Source organism: Streptomyces sp. NPDC012794 (genome assembly GCF_042901085.1).
Taxonomy (GTDB): domain Bacteria; phylum Actinomycetota; class Actinomycetes; order Streptomycetales; family Streptomycetaceae; genus Streptomyces.
Genome location: NZ_JBIBCI010000006.1, coordinates 266,654 through 285,777 on the forward strand (window position 1 = coordinate 266,654; position 19,124 = coordinate 285,777).

A 19,124-nucleotide genomic window follows, 5' to 3' on the forward strand; every position below is an offset into this window, starting at 1 on the left:
GCCGCCGGCGGCTGGAGGAGTGCCTCAAGGCCGCCGGACAGGTCGCCGCCGAGGTCTTCGCCGCACCGGAGTGGGCCCCGGCCGAGGTCGGGACCCTGAGTGCCCTGCTCACGCGCATGGGCGGCACCGGACTGCCCGAGGACCGCGGGCCCGCGGCCTGACCGGGAGGTGCCGGCTACGGGCCGGAGGGCTGGGCCCTCCGGCCCGTACGGGTGTCCGGCGACGGCCGGAGCCCGTCCGGCACGGCTACCAGTAATGCCGTCGTCCTCCCACGGCGTGCCCGACGGCTCCCAGGATCCACAGGACGAGGCCGATCAGGACCAGGATGATGCCGATGGTCCACAGGATGGATATGCCGGCGATGTAGCCGACGATCAGCAGAATGACACCCAGAACGATCATGGTGTTCTCCCATCTCCGGGTGGACGTCTGCCCGCTTACGGCGAGGGAATGCCTCGGCGCGGGGGCCAATGCGGAACGACGAGGCCGCCCGCCGCCCCGGGTGACGTCGCGACTACTGTGGGATGAACGCACGGCGCGGCCCGAAGCCGCGCCCGCATCCGATTCAGGGGGAATGAAAAGTGGCATCTCAGCCCGCCGTGGTCGATCTGCTGGAGCTCAGCCCGGACTTCGTCCGCGACCCGTATCCGGTGTACGCGGCGCTCCGGGAGCGGGGACCCGTCCACCGGGTACGCACGCCCGACGGCGAGGAGCTGTGGCTGGTCGTCGGCCACGAGGCATGCCGCAAGGCCTTCACGGATCCGCGGCTCAGCCGCGACTGGCGCCGGTCGGGGGACATCGGCCAGATCATCAACACCGAGCAGGACGACCCGTCGCTGGCGCACATGCTGATGTCCGACCCGCCGGACCACACGCGCCTGCGCCGCCTGGTGGCCCGGGAGTTCACCCAGCGCCGCATCGAGTCGCTGGCGCCCCGCATCCAGCAGGTCACCGACGAGCTGCTCGACGCGATGGCGGCGAACGGGGACCGCCGCGGCGACCTGGTGGAGGCCTTCGCCCTCCCCCTGCCGATGACCGTTATCTGCGAACTGCTCGGCGTGCCCGAACTGGACCGCGAGGCGTTCCGCGGCTGGTCCAACGAAATGGTCGCCCGCACCAGCCCGGAGGCCGAGGCCGAGGCGTACGAGGCGATGCCCCGGTACCTCTCCGGCCTCATCGACGCCAAGCGCGCCGAGCCCGGCGAGGACCTGCTCAGCGCGATGATCCACGCCGTCGACGAGGGCGGCGACCGGCTGTCGCCGTCCGAGCTGATCGGCATGAGCGTCCTGCTCCTCATCGCCGGCCACGAGACCACCGTCAACATGATCGGGAACGGGATGCGCGCCCTGTTCGCCCACCCCGACCAGCTCGCCGACCTGCGCGCGGACCTCGGTCTGCTGGACGGCGCGATCGAGGAGATGCTCCGGTACGACGGACCGGTCGAGACCTGTACCCCGCGACTCGCCCTGGAGGACGTGGAGATGGGCGGTGTGGTGGTCCCCGGGAACTCCACCGTGCTGATAGCCATGGCCGACGCGGACCGCGACCCCGCCCGCTTCGAGGACCCGGACCGCTTCGACATCCGCCGTGGCGCGCGCGGCCACATCGCCTTCGGCCACGGGCTCCACTACTGCCTCGGCGCGCCTCTGGCCCGGATGGAGGGCCGCATCGCGCTCCGCTCGCTGCTGGAGCGCTTCCCGGACCTCGCGTGCGACGCCGACGAGGCCGGGCTCCGCTGGGTGCCCGGCATGCTGATCCGCGGGGTACGGGAGCTCCCCGTCCGCTGGTGACCGGCCGTCCGGTCCGCTGCGGCCGGCGCCCGCCGCCGGTCTGACGCGGACCGGCGCGGCGCCCTACTCGGGGGCGGAGAGGTGCCGTTCGGCGGCGAGGACCGCTTCGTGGGTGGTGGGCCGTCCCATCAGGACGCACAGGGTGTAGGCCACGTCGTCCATGGCCCGCAGCGTGCCCGGGTCCGTGGGGGAGGCCGCGAGGCGGGCCTGACAGCCGCGCAGGCGTGAGAGCACCTCCTCGGTCCGCAGGCGGCTCGGCAGGATCCCGACCCCCTGGAAGGTGCCCGGCGGAAGTGGCGTGCGGGCCGCCTGCACCGCCCTGCGCAGGGCCCGTTCCACCCGTGTCGGCACCGGCAGGCCGAGCGAGCCGGCGACCATCGCGGCCGACGCCTCCGCCGGGGTGATCCGGGCGCGGTCGGCCGCCGCCAGGAGGATCTGCTTCGCCTCGCGTGCCGAGCATGGCGCCGCGGCCATCACCAGGCCCAGCGCCCACAGCTCGGTCGGCGCCTCCCGGACGGGCCGGCCCGCGAGGGGAGCGGCCTCCGTCGTGAGGGCGGTGGCGGACGGCGGATCACCAGGAGACGCCACGTAAGGATCCCTTCGGCGGGGCGTGTGCCCTCCCACGCTGACACAGGCGGTGGCGATCCGCACGTTCCGCTCCGCGCGGCTCGCTTGTCAGAACGCCGAGTTGGCGAACCAGCGGCCGAGCAGCTCCCCGTCCCCGGCGGCCTCCACGGCCGGCGCCGTGCGGTCCAGACGGCCGTAGAGCAGCAGCAGGAGATCCGCCGCCCCCGCCCGGACCTCGGCCCCGGCCGGGACCGAGGCGTCGTCCGGGACCGGGCCGAAGCCGTCGGGCCGCAGGCGCACGAGCCAGGTCCCCTCCGTGCCGGTGCACCGGAACCGGATGGTCTCGCCGGATCCGCGCAGGCCGGCGACGTTCGGTGCGAACGGGGCGGCGAAGGGCAGGTTGGTCAGGAACTCGTCCACGCCGTCCCGGGCGAGCGCGGGGTCGATGAAGGAACCGAGCCCGAGCGCCCGTTCGGCGTCGACCCGGTGCACCAGCGTCTCGAACAGCATCCGGCGGGCCCAGAACCGGGCGTGCCCGTCCGCACCCCACACCCACATGGGTGAGTCGAGGTCGGTGCCGGCGAACACCTCCGCCGCCTCGGCGGCCCCGGCGCGCAGCCATTCGGCGTAACCGTCCTGCCGCTCGGGCAGGCCCAGTTCCACCTCGCGGCCGGCCGGGGGCCGCTGGATCCGCCGGCGCAGCAGCACCGAGAACCAGCGGTGCACGCCCCCGGTGTGCCGGACCAGGTCGCCCAGCGTCCAGCCGGGGCAGGTCGGCACGGGGGCCGACAGGTCGGCGTCCGCGAGCAGGGCCGCGAAGCGGGCGGTCTCCGCCGCGACCGCCGCCCCGTGGTCGATCCGGTCGGCCGTGTGCATGGTGGGAATCCTTCCGTCCTGTTCGTCCGCGTTCCGTCGGAACCCTTTCGGGGCCCCGGAAGGGCGGTTTCACCGGCCGCCGGCCGTCCCCTCCCACAGTCCGCGCAGGTGGGCGTGGAGCACCTCCTCGGCCTCCGCCGGGCCGAGGTGTCCGATCAGGACGTGCGTGGTGAGACCGTCCGCCAGGGCGAGGAGGGTGCGGGCTTCCCGTCGCGGATCGAGGGGCGCCGGACGGCCGGCCCCACCGGCCTCCGCGATGAGCTGGGCGAACGTCTCCTGCAGGGCCGCGTAGTTCGCCCTCAGCGTCTCGGCCAGCGGCGCGCTGACGGCAGCCTGCGCGACGAAGGCCAGCCAGACCCTGGCCTCGGCCCGGTGCTCCTCGCGCAGCAGCGCGACCTCGGTCGCGGCGTGCCCCACGGCGGACGCGGCCGACTGGGCCGGACTGCGCACCAGCCGGGCCCGTACGCGCTCGGCGATCCGCTCGCCGACGTGGCCGAGGGCGAAGAGCAGCATGTCCTCCTTGGTGCCGAAGCACCGCTGGACGGCGCCCATCGACACCCGCGCGTCGGCGGCGACGTCGCGCAGGGTGACGCCCTCCAGCCCGCGTTCGTCGGCGAGGCGGCAGACGGCCTCCGCGATGAGACGGCGCCGCTCCTCGTGATCCACCTGCCTGGGCATGCCCCGACCGCCTCCCCGACCCGGCCGCTGCGGCGGCCTCCGGCGTACGGACCTCCGTACGCGGCCACTTTATCCGATGCGATTGCATCGGATCCTCGGTTATGGTTCCGATGCAAGCGCATCAGAACGAGCAGGGGGAGCACCCGGGCCATGCAGGAAACAGAGGAAGCCTTCTGGCGGCGGCCGGCCGCCGCCCAGGCACGAGCCGTCCACCGGGGCGAGGTCTCGGCCGTGGAACTCGTCGAGAGCCACCTGGAGCGGATCGCCGAGGTCAACCCGCGCGCCAACGCCGTGACGCAGCTCATGGCGGACCGGGCGCTCGAAGCGGCCGCCGCCACCGACCGCCGACGGGCCGCCGGCGAGCCCCTCGGGCCGCTCGCGGGCGTGCCGTTCACGGTCAAGGAGACCACCCCCGTGGAGGGCGTACCGACCACCTTCGGCGCCCAGCGCTTCCGTGACTTCGTGGCACCCGCCGACGCACCCCCGGTGGCCCGCCTGCGCGCCGCCGGCGCCATCCCGATCGGCCACGCGAACATGCCCACCCTGGTCCTGGCCGGGATGCACACGCGCAGCGAACTCTTCGGCGACACCGCCAACCCCTGGGACCCCAGCCTGACACCCGGCGGCACCAGCGGGGGCGACGCGGTCGCCGTCGCCACCGGCATGGCGGCACTCGGCCTCGGCAACGACTCCGGCGGCTCCATCCGGATCCCCGCCCAGTTCTGCGGTGTGGCGGGGCTCAAGCCCACCACCGGGCGTTTCCCCGCCGACCACCGCGTCCTCGGCCCCGACGACCCCGGCCCGGCCTCCCAGGGCCTGGTCACCGACGGACCCCTGGCCCGCCGCGTGGACGACCTGCGGCTGGCGTACGAGGCCCTGGCCGGCACCGATCCGCGCGACCCCCGGGCCGTCCCGGTACCCCTGTACGGGCCCCCGCTCCCCGGCCCCGTGAAGGTGGCGGTGGTGACCGACCCCGGCGGGCACGGCGTCCACCCCGCCGTCGCCGCGGCCGTCGCCGACGCGGCCGCCGCCCTCCGCGACGCCGGCTACGACGTGCGCGAGGTGGCGGACGTACCGCGGCTGGACGAGGCCCTGGAGGCGTACGACCGGATCACCGTGACCGAATTCGCCCCGAGCTGGCCGGTGGTGCGCACGCTCCTGGGCGAGGGAGGCGACCGCTACATCCGGATGGCGATGGAGAAGACCCCGCCCGTCACCGCCGGCGAACTCGTCCGGCTGATGGGAACCTGGCTGAACATCCGCCGCTCGTGGGCCGAATTCCTCGACGAACACCCCCTGTTGCTGGGTCCCTCCTTCACCGAACCGCCCGTCGAACCGGGACTGGAGTCCCGCGACGCCGCGTCCCGCGACCGCGTGGCGTCGGCCATGCGGCTGTGCAGCGCGACCAGCTTCGTGGGCGTGCCCGCCGTGGCCGTGCCGACCGGCCTGTACGCGGGCCTGCCCGGCGGGGTGCAGCTCGTAGGACGTGCCTTCCGGGAAGACCTGTGCCTGGACGCCGCCCGGGCGGTGGAGGACCGGCTCGGCGTCCTCACCCCCGTCGACCCCCGCCCGGCGGACTGAGACCGGCGGGACCGCCGCCCCGGCCCCGGCGGCCCACCCTTTAGGGTTTGCCCATGGGTTTGACAGCAGGTCACGAGGGAGGAGCCCTGCCCGGTCCGACGGTACCGGCGCAGGGCTGGCAGGCGCCGAGCGCGGTCGAACGAGGGCTGTACGAGGCGAGGACGCGCGGCGACTGGCCCGCGTACTACGACCTCGTCGCCCGCGCGGACCTGTACATGATGCAGTCGCGGGCGGACATCGACGCGAACCCGGGCAACTCCCGCTTCCACCCCTACTGGAACCCCCAGACCCAGTCCATGTGCCTGGCCGTCTACACCGGCGGCATGCTGCCGCCGCCCGCCGCCGACCCGGTCTACAACTGCTACGACCTCGGCTGGTTCGCGCGGGTCTGGAACCCGAACGACCCGCCCTACCTCGTCGTCAACCCCGGCAGCCCCTGCGAGGGCGTACTGCCTGCCGGGCCGGAGGGCCGCGCCCTGTGGCAGCGCCACTCCGCCCCCGTCGAGCGGCCCGGGCTCGCCCAGGACGCCATCCACACCCTGGTGGTCGGCGGCCCCCGCACCGGCCCGGTCGCCTTCGGCCTCGCGGCCGGCGCGCACATCGCCGTACGCAACGGCCGCTACTGGAACTCCATGGCCTACCACGGCTGCGGCTACCTCGACGAGAAGCGCACGCTGGAACGCTGGTGGGGCGTCACCACCCGGCAGGACTGGCTGGACACCGTGGAACAGCTGCTGCGCGCCGACATGGTCAGCGGCGTCTGGGAGTTCGTCCTGCAGCTGCGCCGCTCCATGGCCCTCGACTTCGCGGGACCCGTCGAGGTGGACCACTGGCGCCAGGCCGCGGGCAACGTGGTGCGCCGACGGGCCGAGGCGGCCGCCGAACCCAGGCTGACGGCCGACGGCGTCACCCAGGGCAGTACCGTCACCCCGGCGGAGATCGAGGGCCAGGTGACGGGCGTGCAGCGGCTGATCGGCCGCATCGCCCGCTACGAGGCGCGTTTCCGTGCCGACGGCCTGCTCCCCGAAGGCGGCTTCGTCCGCTCCGTCGAGGCCTGGGACTACGGCCGCGCCTCCGGCATGGCCCGCTGGGGCCTCGCCGCCCGCCTGTGCTCCCTCCAGGAGGCGGAGGCGGCCGTGGTCCGCGCAGGCCGCCTGGTCCAGGTCAACTACCGCTCGTGGGAGGACTTCTCGGCCGCCTACGTGCTCGGCCGCTGCCTCCACTTCGACGAGGAGGAGTTCGGGGAGTGGTACGAGTCGGTCCTCGGCGTCCACCGCGTCCTGACCACGGACCCCGGGAGCCCCTGGCGCACCCTCCCCTGGACCTGACGGCGCCCCTCCGGGCGCGCCGGATCAGCGGACGGGTCCGGCACCGGCCGGCACCTCGTAGATCCTCCCGTCCACACCCGCCCGGTAGAGCCGGCCGGCCGAGAAGCCCTGATCACCACGCCCGTAGGTGATCTGCGTGGAGAGGTGGAGCCCCGACTCGACGGCGCACAGCCTGCCGTCCTCCACCCGCCAGATCTGTCCGGCCGCCTGCGTGGCGATCAGCGGGCGGCCCCGGCCGTCCAGGGTCAGCCCGTCCGGCAGGGCCAGGGCCTCCGCGGCGTCGGCGGACACCCACAGGCGCGGACGCGCCGGGTCGCCGACGGGGATCCGGTACAGCCCGGGGGCGACGGTCGTCTGGACGACGTAGACCTCGTCGCCGTCGGGGGAGACGGCGATCCCGTTGGGCTGGGGCACCCGCGCCCAGGCCGGGTCGACCCGGCCGTCCGGGGTCACCCGGCCGATGTTCCGCCCGCCGAGCGTCGTGGTGTACACGGTCCCGTCCGGCGCCAGGGCCACCCCGTCGATCCCGCCGAGACCGGAGGCGTACGTACTGACCGCGCCGGATTCGGGGTCCACCCGCAGCAGCTTCGAGGTGGGGAAGAGGTCACCGGTCAGCGAGTGCGCGAGGTCGTTCCCCGTACCGACGAGGAGCTGCCCGTCGTCGCGGACGACGATCCCGCCGTTGGCCCCGATGTTCCCGGTGAGGGCGACCGGTGCGCTGCCCGGCGCGTCGATGCGGTAGACGCGGCCGCTGAAGTACGCGGTGGCGAACATCCGGCCTTCCCGGTCGACGGCGATCGACTCGACCCAGTCCGGGACGTACGCCACCTGAGCGGGCGGAGCCGCTTCCGCGGCGCCGCCGCACGGGGCCGCCGCGTACGCGGGCCCGGAGGCGGCCGGCACCGCCGTGGCCGCGGCCAGTACGGCCGCCGTGGCCACCAGGCCCGCGCGCGGCCCCCTCCGGGCGCTGCCCAGCACCCTGTTCAGCCTCATCGCTCCCCCTCCGTGCCCGGACCGCTCTGCCCGTGAAGTATCGGCGCCGGCCGGGCGCCGCACCACCCCGCCCCGGTCGCCTACGCGCGGGCGTCGGGAACGTGCGGCATCGGCGTGGAGTGCAGCAGCTCCAGCCGGCGCTGGACGGCTTCCACCGCGCCCGGGCGGGCTCCGGGCACTCGGCGGCGCAGGGCGGCCAGGCCGGGGCCGAGCTCCTGAGCCCTGCGCGGGTCCCGCAGTTGCTGCCACTGGTGGTGGGCGCGGTCGACCGCCCCCACCACGTCAGGGGCGTCCATGGCCTGCCGGCGGGCAAGACGGGCCGCGGCGGCGGCCATCCACAGCTCGCAGCTACCCGCCGGATCGCCGGCGACGTGGGCGAGATCGGCCCGGACCTCCAGCCAGTGGATGGCCTCCGGGGACCCCGGGCCGTGCAGACCCACGGCCCGCCCCTCGCACCGGGCAGCGAGCACGGCGGCCTCGCCGTGCCGTCCCGCGTGCGCGGCGGCGAAGACCACCGTCAGCGGATCCTCGTCCATCGCCACCGGGGCCGGCGCGGTGCGGGGCCAGGGGGCAGCGGTGGCGTCCGAGGCGAGGAACAGCGCCTCCGCGTGGCCCGTTTGGAAGGCGGCCTTCGCGTGGAGGTCGGCGAGCGGCGGGGTGAGTCCGCTGCGCCAGATGGTGGCCACGGCCCGCAGGTAGGCCGGTTCGGCGGGCCGGTGACGGCTGAGCGGCGCTGCCACACGGCCGTGGAGGGAGGCGCCGGTGCCGAGGGTGAGACCGTACGCGCGGATCTGCTGCCAGGCATCGGGGGCGGCGACCAGGTCGACGATCACCCGGGTGGTGTGCGGGCGGCGGGGCTTGAGCTCGTCGGCCAGCCAGGGCCAGGGAAGCCCGGTGTAGCGCACGGTCGCCGACGTGGTGCCGGCCAGGGCGAGGTGGAGCCGGTGCTGGCGGGGATCGAGGTGGAGCTGCCCGGCCAGGAACAGACTCAGCGGCCCCGGGGCGGCGGCGGCTGCCCGGATGCGGGTGAGGACGGTCTGCTGATCCACCGGGTCGGCGAGCTCGATGATGGTGCCGGCCGAAGCCTGGGTCAGGGAGCCGGGCGGGACGGCGGCGAGGGTGGACAGGGCGCTCGTCGCGTTGATGAGCCGGCCTTTGCCCCTCGGCGCGGCCGCCAACAGCAGCGCGGTCCCCGGGGTCTCTCCTGTGATCACACCGGCACCGTACGCCTCCCGGGGAGCGAAGTGCACCGACGGCTGCGGGCGGACCGCCGGGGGTGCGTACAGCCGCCGGTGTTGGTCACCGGCTCGGTCGCGAGCGACAGCGCGGTCTCCCCGCCGCGGCCGGCTGGGCCGGCCGGGGCTCGTCATACCCGTTCCGGGCGGTCCTCCGGCCCGCTCGAGAGGTACGGCCGGTCCCGGTCGGCGACCGCGCCGATCGGGCCGGCGGCGCGGAGCACCGTGTCCAGTACGCGTTCCGGCTCGGCGGCGTAGCAGTGGGCGAACCACGCCATGTTCGCCTCGACCACGGCCCAGCCCCCGTCGGCGAGCCGGCCGATGTCCAGGCACACCGCGCTGGGCAGGCCCGCGGCCGTGGCGTCGAGGACCGTACGGCCGAAGGCACGGCTCCCGGCGTCCAACGGCGCCGGGTCGAGGTGCCCGTGGACGGCGTAGCGGCTGCCGGTGACGAGTTCGCCGTCGAGGACGAACAGCCGGTACTCCGCGATGAACTCCACCACGCCGCTCACCAGGACCGGCGTGGAGCCGTCGAGCTCGCCGGGCAGGCCGGTCCCGTCCTCGTGGACGGCGGCGGGCAGCAGGTCGATCTTGGCCGACGGCGGTTTCACGAAGGCCCGTTCCCGCAGCTGACGCGCCTCGGCGAGGGTGGTGAGCCGTACGTGGCGCCGCAAGAGGGCGCCCGGGACGCGGGTCAGCCAGTCGTCGGCCGGTTCGAGCAGCCCGAGGCCCAGCGGGCCGGCGAGTCGCGCGGCCGCACGGGGGCCGCCGTACCAGTGCGCCCTGCGCCCCGCGGCGCTCGCCGCCCGGTCGGTCACCTCGTAGCCGCGCCAGGCCGCTGCCCGGGCGATGAGTTCTCCGGTGGAGGTGCGGGGTGCATGCAGGACGAGGACGGGCGGGGTACGGGCTTCCATGCCGGGGAGCCTAGGCCCTGTCGTCAAAGTAGCGCCGGTCAGGCCTGCGGCGGCCGGTGCCGTGCATCGCAAGGCGGAGGGGTGCCCGAGTACTGGACGTACTTGGGTGCCCCGACAACGCGGCGAGGTGCGGTGCCGGGGGCCGCGGGCCAGGCGGGACTTTGACGACAGGGCCTAGCGAAGGGCGGGGCGAGCGCGGACGCGAACTCCGCCGGCCGAATCCGCCGCGTCCCAGAGCCTGTTCGCCTTCGTGGCGCTGCGGGCGGGCGCCGGACGCGCGTACCGCGCCGGCGCACTCGACTCGGTACGGCTCCTCGTCAGGACGGCTTGGCGGCCGAGAAGGCGGTCACGGTCACCTTGTTGTCGCACAGGGCGAAGACCCCGTCGTCCATGGCGATCTGGTGCGCGCCCGCGCCGGGGACGCCGATGACGAGGGTCGGGAAACCGGCGGGAGTGGCACCGGAGACGCAGTACCCGTCCGCCTCGCCCTGGACGTTGACGAAGGTGAGCTTCGTCCAGGCGCGGCCGCCCGGCGCCAGCGGCACGGGCGACGCCTTGCCGCCGTGGGTGACGGAGAGGGGCAGGTTCTTGTCGGGCGAGCCGTTGCCCGCGCCGGCGACCGTCGGGAACCCGGTGAGCGTGCAGGGGTGCTTCGAGGTGTTGGTGACCGAGAGGACGGCGGCGCCCGTTCCGGTCCCCGGCGGCCGGACCTGGGCCTGCTGGGCGTCCGAAACCTTCACCCCGTCGATCGTGCAGGGCTTCGCCGCACCGCCGCCCGGAGCGGACGCCGAGGGGGTGGGCGCCGTCCCGCCCCCGCCGCCGGTGGAGGAGCTGCCCGGGGGCGTCGGCTTCGCCGGGACCGACGCGGCGGGCGGTGCCGGCGGGGTGCCGGCCGCCCCGTCCTCGGCCGGACCGCAGCCCGCCATCAGAGCGGTGGCCGCGGTGGCCGCCACGAGGGCCGCCGCAGAGCGGCGCAGGCCTGCTGTGTGGTGCATGGGTGCTCCTCGGTGTTTCCCGGCCGGCCCCGCACCGGCGCGTGTGGAGGGACACGACGCCGCGCCCGGCCGGAGTTCCCGGGCCGCGCCGTTGTGGCGGTCCCGTCACGCGACCATGACGTTTCCGGCGACGCCCCGGGCGAAACGGGGCGCGCGGACGGGAACCGCCTTCCCACGGTAGGCCCCGCCGGGGGAACCCGGGCGGATCGGAACGCCGTGTTCCGGTGTGGCGCCGAGCCGCGGTGCGCATCCCGGGGTCACCGGACTCCGGGGAGGGCTACGCTGCCGCCGTGACGGGTACACGGACGGGCCGGAGGCGGCTGGTGCGGGCCGGGCTCGGCGTGGCCGCGGCGGCGCTCGCGGGCTGCGCGGCGCACCCCGGCCCGGCGCGGCGGCTGCGGCTCGCGACGGGGCCGCGCGGTGGCCCGTACAACGCCTTCGGCCGGGCCCTGGCGCGGGCCGCCGCCGCGAGCGGGCAGCACCTGGAGGTGCTGCCGGTGGACACCGCCGCGAGCGTGGACAACCTGAGGAGGCTGGACGAGGGCTCCGTGGACCTGGCCCTGGCCATGGCGGACGTCGCCCAGGACGCGGTGCTCGGGCGGGAGCCCTTCCCCCGGCCGGCCGGGGTGACGGCACTGGCCCGGGTCTACGTCAACTACACGCACCTCCTAGTCCCCGGGGACGGGCCGGTGCACTCCGTGGGGGACCTCGCCGGGCGGCCCGTCGCGGCGGGCGCCGCGGGGTCCGGGGTGCAGGTGGTCGCCGGACGCATCCTGCGGGCGGCCGGGCTGAGCGGCGCCACCCCGGCCGCCACCCCGGCGTACGCACGGCAGCTGGGCCTCGCCGAATCGGTGGCCGCCCTGCGCGCGGGAACCGTCGCGGCGCTCTTCTGGTCCGGCGGGGTGCCCACGCCGGCGCTGACGGCGCTGGCGCGCGAACTACCGCTGCGCTTCCTCCCGCTCGACGGCTACGCGGGCCCGCTGCGCGAGCGCCACGGCCCCGTCTACACGGCGGTCACCCTGCCGGCCGGGGCGTACGGACTGGCCGGACCCGTCGGGACCCTCGGCGTCGGCAACTACCTCCTGGCCCGGGACGCGGTGGCCGCGGACGCCGTGAGCGCGCTGCTCCGGGTGGTGTTCGACCGGCGGCGCGACCTGCTGCGCGAGGTGACGGCGGGGGTGCGGCTGGAACCCCGGTTCGCCATCTCGACCGGCGAGGTCCCCCTCCACCCGGGCGCCGCCGCCTACTACCGCTCGGTGTACGGCTGAACACCCTGCCCACGCGGCCCACGGCCGACCCCCTTACGGCTGGGGCCCACGGCCGGGCGGCCTCGGCCAGGCCGTTCACGGACGCGCGGTGAACGGCCTGGCCGCCCGCGGCGAGGTCCGGTCGCCGAATCGTCCACCGAGGCGTGCCTGCGGCCGGGGCGGCCCCCGTCCCTGGCCGGCTCACGGCCGCGCGCCCGCCCGGCCGTCCGGCGGCACGGGGTGTCACGCCGGCGGCAGGCGCAGCTCCACCGTCAGGCCGTGCGGGTCCGTGCCGCTGACGGCCAGACGGCCGCCGCTCAGCCGGGCGATCTCGTCCGCGATGGCGAGGCCTAGCCCGCTGCCGCGCACGTTCTGGTGGGCCGGCGAACGCGCGAACCGGCGCAGCAGCAGCGCCAGTTGCTCCTCGGGGACCCCCGGCCCGTCGTCGGCGACCCGCAGTACCGCCCACCCCTCCCCGTCCCACCGGGCGCACACCTCCACGCGGCCGCCGGGCGGTACGAACTTCACCGCGTTGTCCAGCGCGGCGTCCAAGACCCGCCCCGCCGCGTCCGGCAGCGCGCGGGCCCACAGCTCCCCGGAAGGGGCGCCGGCCGTCAGCTCCAGCCCGGCGGCCTCGAAGACGGGAGCCCAGGCACGCACCCGCTCCCGTACCGCCCGGGACACGTCCTGCTCGCGCGGCTCCGGCGCCGCCGACTCCACCCGGGCCAGCGCCAGCAGCCCGTCGAGCAGCTCCTCCAGCCGCTCGGTCTCCTCGAGCGCCCGGCCGTGTTCGGCCCGGCCGGGGCCCGGGGCGATGTGCGGCTCGACGTTCTCCAGCTGGAGCACCAGGGTGGCCAGGGGGTTGCGCAGCTGGTGGGAGGCGTCGGCGACGAAGTCGCGCTGCCGGCCGATGGAGTCGGCCAAGGCCTGCGCCATGATGTTGAAGTGCCGCCGCAGCCGTCGCACTTCCGGCGGGCCGGTGTCGGAGACCGCCCGTGTCTGGAGGCTTCCGGCGGTCAGCCCCTCCACGGCCCGGTCCAGGTCGAGCAACGGGCGCATCAGCCAGCGCGTGATGCCCACCGCCACCAGCGCCGCCGCGGCGAAGGCGGCGGCCGCCCCGGCGGCGATCAGCGACCAGCGCACCGCCACGTCCCGCCGGGCGGCGTCCGTGGGCACGGCCAGCAGGACCGCCCCGCTGACGCGCTCGTCCCGCCCCACCGGCTCCGCGAGCACCACCCGGGCCGGTCCCCAGGGCCGCACCGTGGGCAGCCGGTCGGTGGAACGGCCCGTCAGCGCACGGTCCCGGGCCTCCGCCGCGGCCATACCGCCCGGGCCCGCACCCGTGAGGGCGTCCGGGGCGGGGTCCGCACCGGCCCGCGCCACCGTCGCTCCCGCCGCGTCGACCACGACCACCCCGGCCCCGTACAGCTGGGCGTACCGTCCGATCTCGGCCGACAGTTCCGCCCGGTCGGCGGCCGTGCCCGCCCGGTCGGCGAGGTCGGCGAAGCGCACCGCCTCCGAACGCCGTTGCAGGAGCAGGTGTTCGGTCCGCCCGCGCGCGTACGCGTCGGCCAGCGGCACGCACAGCAGCAGCGCGGCGGCCCCCATGAGCACCATCAGCACCGCGAGGAGCCTGCGCCTCACGAGTCCCGGTCCCGCTCTTCCCCCGCGTCCGGGGTGCCGAGCCGGTAGCCGAACCCGCGCACCGTGCGCACCAGGCCGGGACGGCCGGTCTTGGCGCGGATGCCCGCCACGTGCACGTCCAGGGAGCGGGAGGCGGCGAGGAAGGCGTCCCCCCAGATCCGGTCCAGGATCTCCTCCCGGGAACGCGCCTCGTCGGGGCGCGCCGCCAGGATGGCCAGTACGTCGAACTCGCGCCGGGTCAGACGGACTTCGGTCCCCGCCACCGTGACGGTGCGCCCGGCCGGGTCCACCTCGACGTCCCCGCGCCGCACCGGCCCGCCGGCATCCCGCGCCGGGCCGGCTCCCGCGGCGCCCGCCCGCGCGCCCGTGCGGCGCCGTACGGTGTCGATCCGTGCCATCAGCTCGGCCATCCGGAACGGCTTGACCACGTAGTCGTCGGCGCCCGCCCGCAGCCCCTGCACGATGTCGCGCTCCTCGCAGCGGGCGGTCACCACGATCAGCGGTGCGTCGCACACCGTACGCAGCCGGCGCAGCAGTTCCAGCCCGTCGAGGTCGGGCAGGCCCAGGTCCAGCAGGACGAACTCGGCCTCGCGGACGTGCCGCAGCGCGTCCAGTGCCCGGGCCGCCCGGCGCACCGTGTGCCCGCGCTGTACGAGGGCGGTTCCCAGGGCCCGGGCCATGCGGTCGTCGTCCTCGACGAGCAGTGCGTGCATCGGCGGTTACCTCGAGACGCGTGACCGGTGCCCGTGAGCCGGGGCAGCAGCTTACGGGAGCCGCCGCCCCGGGTCACCGGCGCGGATCAGCGGCCGGCCCCGGCGGAGGCCTCCGCCGGCTTGCCGCCACCGCTGGACCCGGCCGCTCCCGCCCCGGCCTCGGCGCGGCTGAGCGCGGCATTGCGGGTGTCGGGCATCAGGACGTAGGTCACGAGCGAGATCAGCGCGCAGCCGGACACGTACCAGAAGAACATCTTCTCGTGGCCGCCGCTCTTGAACCACAGGGCCACGTACTCGGCCGTGCCGCCGAACAGGGCGTTGGCGATGGCGTACGGCAGCGCCACGCCCAGGGCGCGCACCCGGGTCGGGAACAGTTCGGCCTTCACCGCCGCGTTGATCGAGGTGTAGCCGGTGACGATCACCAGGGCCAGCAGGGACAGGCCCAGTGCCGGCCAGTACGAGTCCGCGGAGCCGAGGGCCGTCATGATCGGGTACGTGCCGACCGTGCAGCCCACCGCGAAGGTGATCAGCAGCGGACGGCGGCCGATCCGGTCGGACAGCATCCCGGCGAAGGGCTGGAGCACGGCGAAGAGGGCCAGGGCGGTGAAACTGACCAGCGTGGCCGTGGTCTTGGCCATGCCCGCGCTGCCGACCAGGTACTTCGTGAGGTACGTGGTGTACGTGTAGTACGCCACGGTGCCGCCCAGGGTCAGCGCCATCACCAGCCCGGCCTGCCGCCGGTGCTCCCACAGTGCCTTCAGCGAGCCGCGCGGGCTGTCGTCGTGGGCGTCCTCGTCCGCGGACTCCTCCTTGAACGCGTCGGTCTCCTCGAGCCGCCGCCGCAGCCAGAAGACCACCACCGCGAACAGGGCCCCGAGGGCGAAGGGGATCCGCCATCCCCAGCTCGACAACTGGGCGGGACTGAGCGTGTGCTGCATCGTGATCAGGATGCCGAGGCCCAGCAGCTGCCCGCAGGTCATCGACACGTACTGGAACGACGAGCCCAGCCCGCGCCGGTCGCGGGCCGACGCCTCCGTGAGGTAGGTGGCGCTGGCCGCGTACTCGCCGCCGATGCTCAGCCCCTGGAGCAGGCGCGCGAGCAGCAGCACCAGGGCGCCGAAGTACCCGGCCTGGCCGTAGGTCGGGGCGATGGCGATGAGCAGGGCGGCCACCGACATCATCGTGACGGTGAGGGTGAGTGCGCTCTTGCGGCCGTGGCGGTCCGCGGCCCGGCCGAGGATCCAGCCGCCGACGGGGCGCATCAGGAAACCGACCGCGAAGATGCCCGCCGTGTTCATCAGCTGGGTGGTCGGGTTGTCGCCGGGGAAGAAGGAGTCGGCGAAGTAGATCGCGAAGCTCGCGTAGACGAACCAGTCGTACCACTCCACGAGATTGCCGAGCGAACCGCCGATCAGGGCGAGACGGCGTTTGCCGCGCTCGTCCCGGGGCGGCGACTCGGGCGTGACGGTGGACGAGGACATGGCGGCTCCAGACGGAAGTCCCTGATGGGCGGGGGAAACACCCCGGATGAGGGGGTGCCCAGAGCATGGATCCGGTGCCGGGGCCGGACAAGGCCCGGCACCCAGATCTAACGTTCCGCTAAGAAACCCGCGCGCGCCGCGGCCCCTACCCCCTCGGCGGACCCGGGGGCGGCCCCGCCGGGGCCCGGCCCGTCAGCCGGCCGGGAGCGTCGTCGTCGCGGTGTTCCAGCCGGAGATTCGCAGGGCCGGCGCCGCGCCGCGCAGGTCGGCCGTGCGGTAGGCCGCCGTCAGCGTCACCGACTCGCCCGGCCATAGGGTGACCTGGTTGTCGCTCCAGCGGACGGGCAGCAGCGGCCTGCCCTCCGCGCCCAGCAGGTGCACGTCGGTGAGCAGGGCCGGCGCGTTGCCCGTACCGGCGTGGCGCACCGTCACCGTCGTCGTGGACAGGCCCCGGCCGTCCGCCGTCGTGGACGCGGTCGCCCCGACGGCCGTCCGCGGCATCGTGTTCAGGCCCGTCAGGTCCGCGTACGCGGTGGTCGGCGTGTGGTACCAGGTGCTTCTGGAGTAGTCGAGCACGTCGGCCTCGGCCGAGAGCCAGTAGACGTTGCGGCTCACCTCCCGGCCCGCACCGTCGGTGAGCAGCAGCCGCGCCAGACGGGTGGTGGACAGGCCCGTCACCGACGCGGGCAGGGTCAGGGCGGTGGTGCTCGCGCCGCCGCCCGCCACGCTCAGCCCCGTCACGGTCCGGTCGTACCGCTGCGTGCCGTCGGGGTCGAAGAGCGTCACCCGGGCCGTGAGGCCCGAGGCGGCCGACGTCCGGCTGTTGACCACCGAGACCGCTCGGTTGTCGTACCCGTACTGGATGTGCAGGGGCTCGTTCGCCTTCTTCGCCCCGAAGTAGGCCCCGCCCTGGTCGAGGTAGCGGTCCACCAGCTGCCAGTGCAGCGAGGTCCAGCCGCTGTTGAACATCCAGTACACGACGCCGGTCGAGGGCGCGGAGGCGTCCTTCGCGTTGCGGGCGTACGCCTCGAACTGCGCGCGCACGTTCTCGTACTGGGCGAGCTGCGCCTTGCGCACGTAGTCCTCGAGGCCGGTCGGGGCGCCGTAGCGGGCCGCCAGGGCGGCGTCGTACAGCCGCAGCGTCGAGAAGGTGGCCGACGGGGAACGGTGGTACTGCGTCGCGGAGGGGTCCTTCCACAGGCTCTCCAGCTCCGCCGGGGACATCATGCGGCGCAGCGTGTCGAGGGTCGGTACGTCCGGGCCGGCGCTGGTCTCGGAGTTGAATCCGGTGGCCCCGCCCTCCCGCTTGCCGTACCAGTAGGCGGGCGGGACCCAGTCGTACGGTCCGGTCATCTTCATACCGGAACGCCCGGTGATCGGCGAGGACCGCGCGGATGCCGAGGGGATCACCGGGGCCGTCCAGTCGGCGGCCTCCAGCGCGTCGAGGTACCCCTGCTCGATCGTCCGGTCCGGTGCGAAGTCACTGCCGATCAGGAAGGAGGCCACACTGGGGTGGTGGCGCAGCCGCGCGGCCTCGGCGGCCATCGAGGCCTTCGCCACGGTGTAGTCGGCGCTCTCCCACCGCTCCCCGGCCTCGGAGCCGTTGACCTCCCCTTCCCACTTGTCGCAGCACTCCCATCCGGGCAGCGTGAGGATCCCGTACCGGTCGGTGAGGTCGAAGAACTCGTCTGGTTCGATGTGCCCTTCCAGCCGCAGCGCGTTCAGCCCGAGGTCGACGGCGTACTTCAGCCGGTCCTCGACGTAGGTGGGGTCCCAGCGCAGGAACTCGTCGGGTGACCAGCCGCCGCCCTTGATCAGCAGCGGGCGCCCGTTGACCACGTACTGGCGCGCCCCGTCGCCGTTGAGCGGTGCCCGTACGTCGCGGATGCCGAACGACCGGTGCGCGGTGTCGGAGGGCAGGCCGTCCACCGTCGCGGTCAGGTCCAGGGAGTACAGCGGCTGTTGGCCCATGGCGGCGGGCCACCACACCCGGGGCGACTCCAGCCGCAGGCCCGGGTGGTCGGCGGGGGAGAACACCACGGTGCGGGTCTCGTGCGGGGCCAGGGTGACGCTCCGGCTGACGGCGACCGGGCCGACGGTGCCCGAGACGGTCGCGGTGACCGCGGCCGGCGAGTCGTTGCGCACCCGGGCCTTGGCGGTCAGCTCGGCCGAGGACAGGGACGGCACGGCCAGCGAGGTCACCACGTGCGCGTCGCGCAGCGCGACCGGCCCGGCCCGGCGCACGGTGACGTCGCGGACGATCCCCATGTTCTCGTCGGGCGGCGGCTGCAGCCAGTCGAGCCAGCCCATGGTGAGCCGCTTGCGCGGATTGTTGGGCTGGATCCGGAACGCCACCGTATTGGCACCCGCCCTGACCAGGTCCGTGACGTCGAGTTCGTGCCGGGTGTAGGAGCCCGCGACCGTGCTCGCACCGGCGATCCGGCGCCCGTTGACGTAGACGTCGGCGGCGGAGATTACCCCGCTGAATTCCAGGTACGTACGGGCACTCGTGTCGGCGACGAGGAAGTCCGAGCGGTACCACCACGGGACGGTGAAGTCCCCGGCCGGGATCCTCTTCTGGTTGGTGGAGTAGAAGGGGTCCGGGTGGACCCCGGCCGCGAGCAGCGCGGCGAGCACGGTGGAGCGGGACCCGGCGGGGTACCAGCCCGCCGCCGGATAGCCGGGGCTGGACACGGCGGCGGCGGTGTCCGCGACCTTCGCCGTCGACTGGATCGCGTACCGGGCCAGGACGGTCGCGCTCCCGGGAGCCGCGGCCACGGCCGTCGCCCCCGGCCCGGCGGCCGGCGGGGGCGAGGGCGCCGCGGGGGAGGTCCCGGCGGCGAGGACGAGGGCCAGGGCCAGGGCGGCGACGGCCAGGGCGGCGGTCCGGACGTGGCCGGGGGCGGGGCGGTGCGGCACGGGGGACCTCCCGTGGGGACGGGATTCGGGATTCCGCGCGGAGTCTGTCACGGCCGGGCACCGACACGCCGCGACGGCACCCGCACGGCGCGGCGTGTCACCGGCGGCGGAAGAGACGGCCCCGTGCGCGCGGCCGGTGTCCGCACCGCGCCGGGTGCCGTCG

At 75.1% G+C, this 19,124-nt stretch carries 16 protein-coding genes; 4 read left to right on the top strand and 12 right to left on the bottom strand.

All coding sequences use genetic code 11. The features are described from left to right. Window positions 1-246 precede the first annotated feature (246 nt). Entirely contained in the window at window positions 247-402 is a 156-nt protein-coding gene (locus ACFY7H_RS14545) for a DUF6131 family protein (protein ID WP_388937890.1), read from the bottom strand. A gap of 179 nt (window positions 403-581) precedes the next feature. On the opposite strand from ACFY7H_RS14545, the gene ACFY7H_RS14550 reads away from it, so the two are divergent. Further along, window positions 582-1,790, top strand: a complete 1,209-nt coding sequence (locus tag ACFY7H_RS14550) for a cytochrome P450 (protein ID WP_388937892.1) — start codon at window positions 582-584, stop codon at window positions 1,788-1,790. A 63-nt stretch (window positions 1,791-1,853) separates the two neighbouring features. Here the strand turns inward: ACFY7H_RS14550 and ACFY7H_RS14555 are convergent, their stop codons facing one another. The 3 genes from ACFY7H_RS14555 to ACFY7H_RS14565 all read right to left on the bottom strand — a co-directional run bounded on the left by ACFY7H_RS14555 (window position 1,854) and on the right by ACFY7H_RS14565 (window position 3,911). Next, complete coding sequence (locus ACFY7H_RS14555; RefSeq protein WP_388937894.1) at window positions 1,854-2,378, bottom strand: DUF5133 domain-containing protein; 525 nt, start codon at window positions 2,376-2,378, stop codon at window positions 1,854-1,856. An 87-nt stretch (window positions 2,379-2,465) separates the two neighbouring features. Further along, on the bottom strand, window positions 2,466-3,233 hold the full coding sequence (locus tag ACFY7H_RS14560; protein ID WP_388937896.1) for a maleylpyruvate isomerase family mycothiol-dependent enzyme: 768 nt from the start codon (window positions 3,231-3,233) through the stop codon (window positions 2,466-2,468). Between the two features lie 69 nt (window positions 3,234-3,302). Continuing rightward, on the bottom strand, window positions 3,303-3,911 hold the full coding sequence (locus tag ACFY7H_RS14565; RefSeq protein WP_388937898.1) for a TetR/AcrR family transcriptional regulator: 609 nt from the start codon (window positions 3,909-3,911) through the stop codon (window positions 3,303-3,305). A 150-nt stretch (window positions 3,912-4,061) separates the two neighbouring features. Here ACFY7H_RS14565 and ACFY7H_RS14570 point away from each other — a divergent pair, with 150 nt between their 5' ends. Then, on the top strand, window positions 4,062-5,492 hold the full coding sequence (locus ACFY7H_RS14570; RefSeq protein ID WP_388937900.1) for an amidase: 1,431 nt from the start codon (window positions 4,062-4,064) through the stop codon (window positions 5,490-5,492). A gap of 53 nt (window positions 5,493-5,545) precedes the next feature. Beyond that, window positions 5,546-6,820: a DUF1266 domain-containing protein gene (locus ACFY7H_RS14575; RefSeq protein ID WP_388937902.1), complete on the top strand. Its 1,275-nt coding sequence runs from the start codon at window positions 5,546-5,548 to the stop codon at window positions 6,818-6,820. Window positions 6,821-6,844: 24 nt separating this feature from the next. On the opposite strand, the gene ACFY7H_RS14580 is transcribed toward ACFY7H_RS14575, so the two are convergent. The 4 genes from ACFY7H_RS14580 to ACFY7H_RS14595 form a co-directional block, all read right to left on the bottom strand. Beyond that, window positions 6,845-7,813 carry an SMP-30/gluconolactonase/LRE family protein gene (locus ACFY7H_RS14580; RefSeq protein ID WP_388937904.1) on the bottom strand — a complete coding sequence of 323 codons (969 nt, stop codon included), beginning with the start codon at window positions 7,811-7,813 and terminating at the stop codon, window positions 6,845-6,847. Window positions 7,814-7,893: 80 nt separating this feature from the next. After that, window positions 7,894-9,027, bottom strand: coding sequence for a hypothetical protein (locus ACFY7H_RS14585; RefSeq protein WP_388937906.1), 1,134 nt, complete (start codon window positions 9,025-9,027; stop codon window positions 7,894-7,896). 152 nt (window positions 9,028-9,179) lie between these two features. Beyond that, window positions 9,180-9,962 carry an ATP-grasp domain-containing protein gene (locus ACFY7H_RS14590; protein ID WP_388937908.1) on the bottom strand — a complete coding sequence of 261 codons (783 nt, stop codon included), beginning with the start codon at window positions 9,960-9,962 and terminating at the stop codon, window positions 9,180-9,182. 317 nt (window positions 9,963-10,279) lie between these two features. Beyond that, the gene (locus tag ACFY7H_RS14595) at window positions 10,280-10,957 is read right to left on the bottom strand and encodes a DUF4232 domain-containing protein (protein ID WP_388937910.1); all 678 of its coding nucleotides are present in this window, start codon (window positions 10,955-10,957) and stop codon (window positions 10,280-10,282) included. 290 nt (window positions 10,958-11,247) lie between these two features. Between ACFY7H_RS14595 and ACFY7H_RS14600 the strand changes: the two genes are divergently transcribed. Next, a complete protein-coding gene (locus ACFY7H_RS14600) occupies window positions 11,248-12,225 on the top strand; it encodes a TAXI family TRAP transporter solute-binding subunit (protein WP_388937912.1) in 978 nt (325 codons plus the stop codon). Between the two features lie 222 nt (window positions 12,226-12,447). On the opposite strand, the gene ACFY7H_RS14605 is transcribed toward ACFY7H_RS14600, so the two are convergent. From ACFY7H_RS14605 to ACFY7H_RS14620, 4 genes are all read right to left on the bottom strand, one after another. Further along, window positions 12,448-13,848, bottom strand: coding sequence for an ATP-binding protein (locus ACFY7H_RS14605; protein ID WP_388937914.1), 1,401 nt, complete (start codon window positions 13,846-13,848; stop codon window positions 12,448-12,450). Further along, window positions 13,845-14,561, bottom strand: coding sequence for a response regulator transcription factor (locus ACFY7H_RS14610; RefSeq protein ID WP_388937916.1), 717 nt, complete (start codon window positions 14,559-14,561; stop codon window positions 13,845-13,847). Before ACFY7H_RS14610 ends, ACFY7H_RS14605 begins: the two co-directional genes overlap by 4 nt. Window positions 14,562-14,647: 86 nt before the next feature. Further along, a complete protein-coding gene (locus ACFY7H_RS14615; RefSeq protein ID WP_388937918.1) occupies window positions 14,648-16,042 on the bottom strand; it encodes an MFS transporter in 1,395 nt (464 codons plus the stop codon). A 192-nt stretch (window positions 16,043-16,234) separates the two neighbouring features. Continuing rightward, window positions 16,235-18,961, bottom strand: a complete 2,727-nt coding sequence (locus tag ACFY7H_RS14620) for an exo-beta-D-glucosaminidase (protein WP_388937920.1) — start codon at window positions 18,959-18,961, stop codon at window positions 16,235-16,237. Window positions 18,962-19,124: the final 163 nt, after the last annotated feature.

Bases quoted from the DNA above. Each gene is read 5' to 3' on its own strand.
- ACFY7H_RS14615 (WP_388937918.1), bottom strand. From the start codon at position 16,042: ATGTCCTCGTCCACCGTCACGCCCGAGTCGCCGCCCCGGGACGAGCGC.
- ACFY7H_RS14565 (WP_388937898.1), bottom strand. From the start codon at position 3,911: ATGCCCAGGCAGGTGGATCACGAGGAGCGGCGCCGTCTCATCGCGGAG.
- ACFY7H_RS14590 (WP_388937908.1), bottom strand. From the start codon at position 9,962: ATGGAAGCCCGTACCCCGCCCGTCCTCGTCCTGCATGCACCCCGCACC.
- ACFY7H_RS14580 (WP_388937904.1), bottom strand. From the start codon at position 7,813: ATGAGGCTGAACAGGGTGCTGGGCAGCGCCCGGAGGGGGCCGCGCGCG.
- ACFY7H_RS14610 (WP_388937916.1), bottom strand. From the start codon at position 14,561: ATGCACGCACTGCTCGTCGAGGACGACGACCGCATGGCCCGGGCCCTG.
- ACFY7H_RS14545 (WP_388937890.1), bottom strand. From the start codon at position 402: ATGATCGTTCTGGGTGTCATTCTGCTGATCGTCGGCTACATCGCCGGC.
- ACFY7H_RS14575 (WP_388937902.1), top strand. From the start codon at position 5,546: ATGGGTTTGACAGCAGGTCACGAGGGAGGAGCCCTGCCCGGTCCGACG.
- ACFY7H_RS14560 (WP_388937896.1), bottom strand. From the start codon at position 3,233: ATGCACACGGCCGACCGGATCGACCACGGGGCGGCGGTCGCGGCGGAG.
- ACFY7H_RS14570 (WP_388937900.1), top strand. From the start codon at position 4,062: ATGCAGGAAACAGAGGAAGCCTTCTGGCGGCGGCCGGCCGCCGCCCAG.
- ACFY7H_RS14595 (WP_388937910.1), bottom strand. From the start codon at position 10,957: ATGCACCACACAGCAGGCCTGCGCCGCTCTGCGGCGGCCCTCGTGGCG.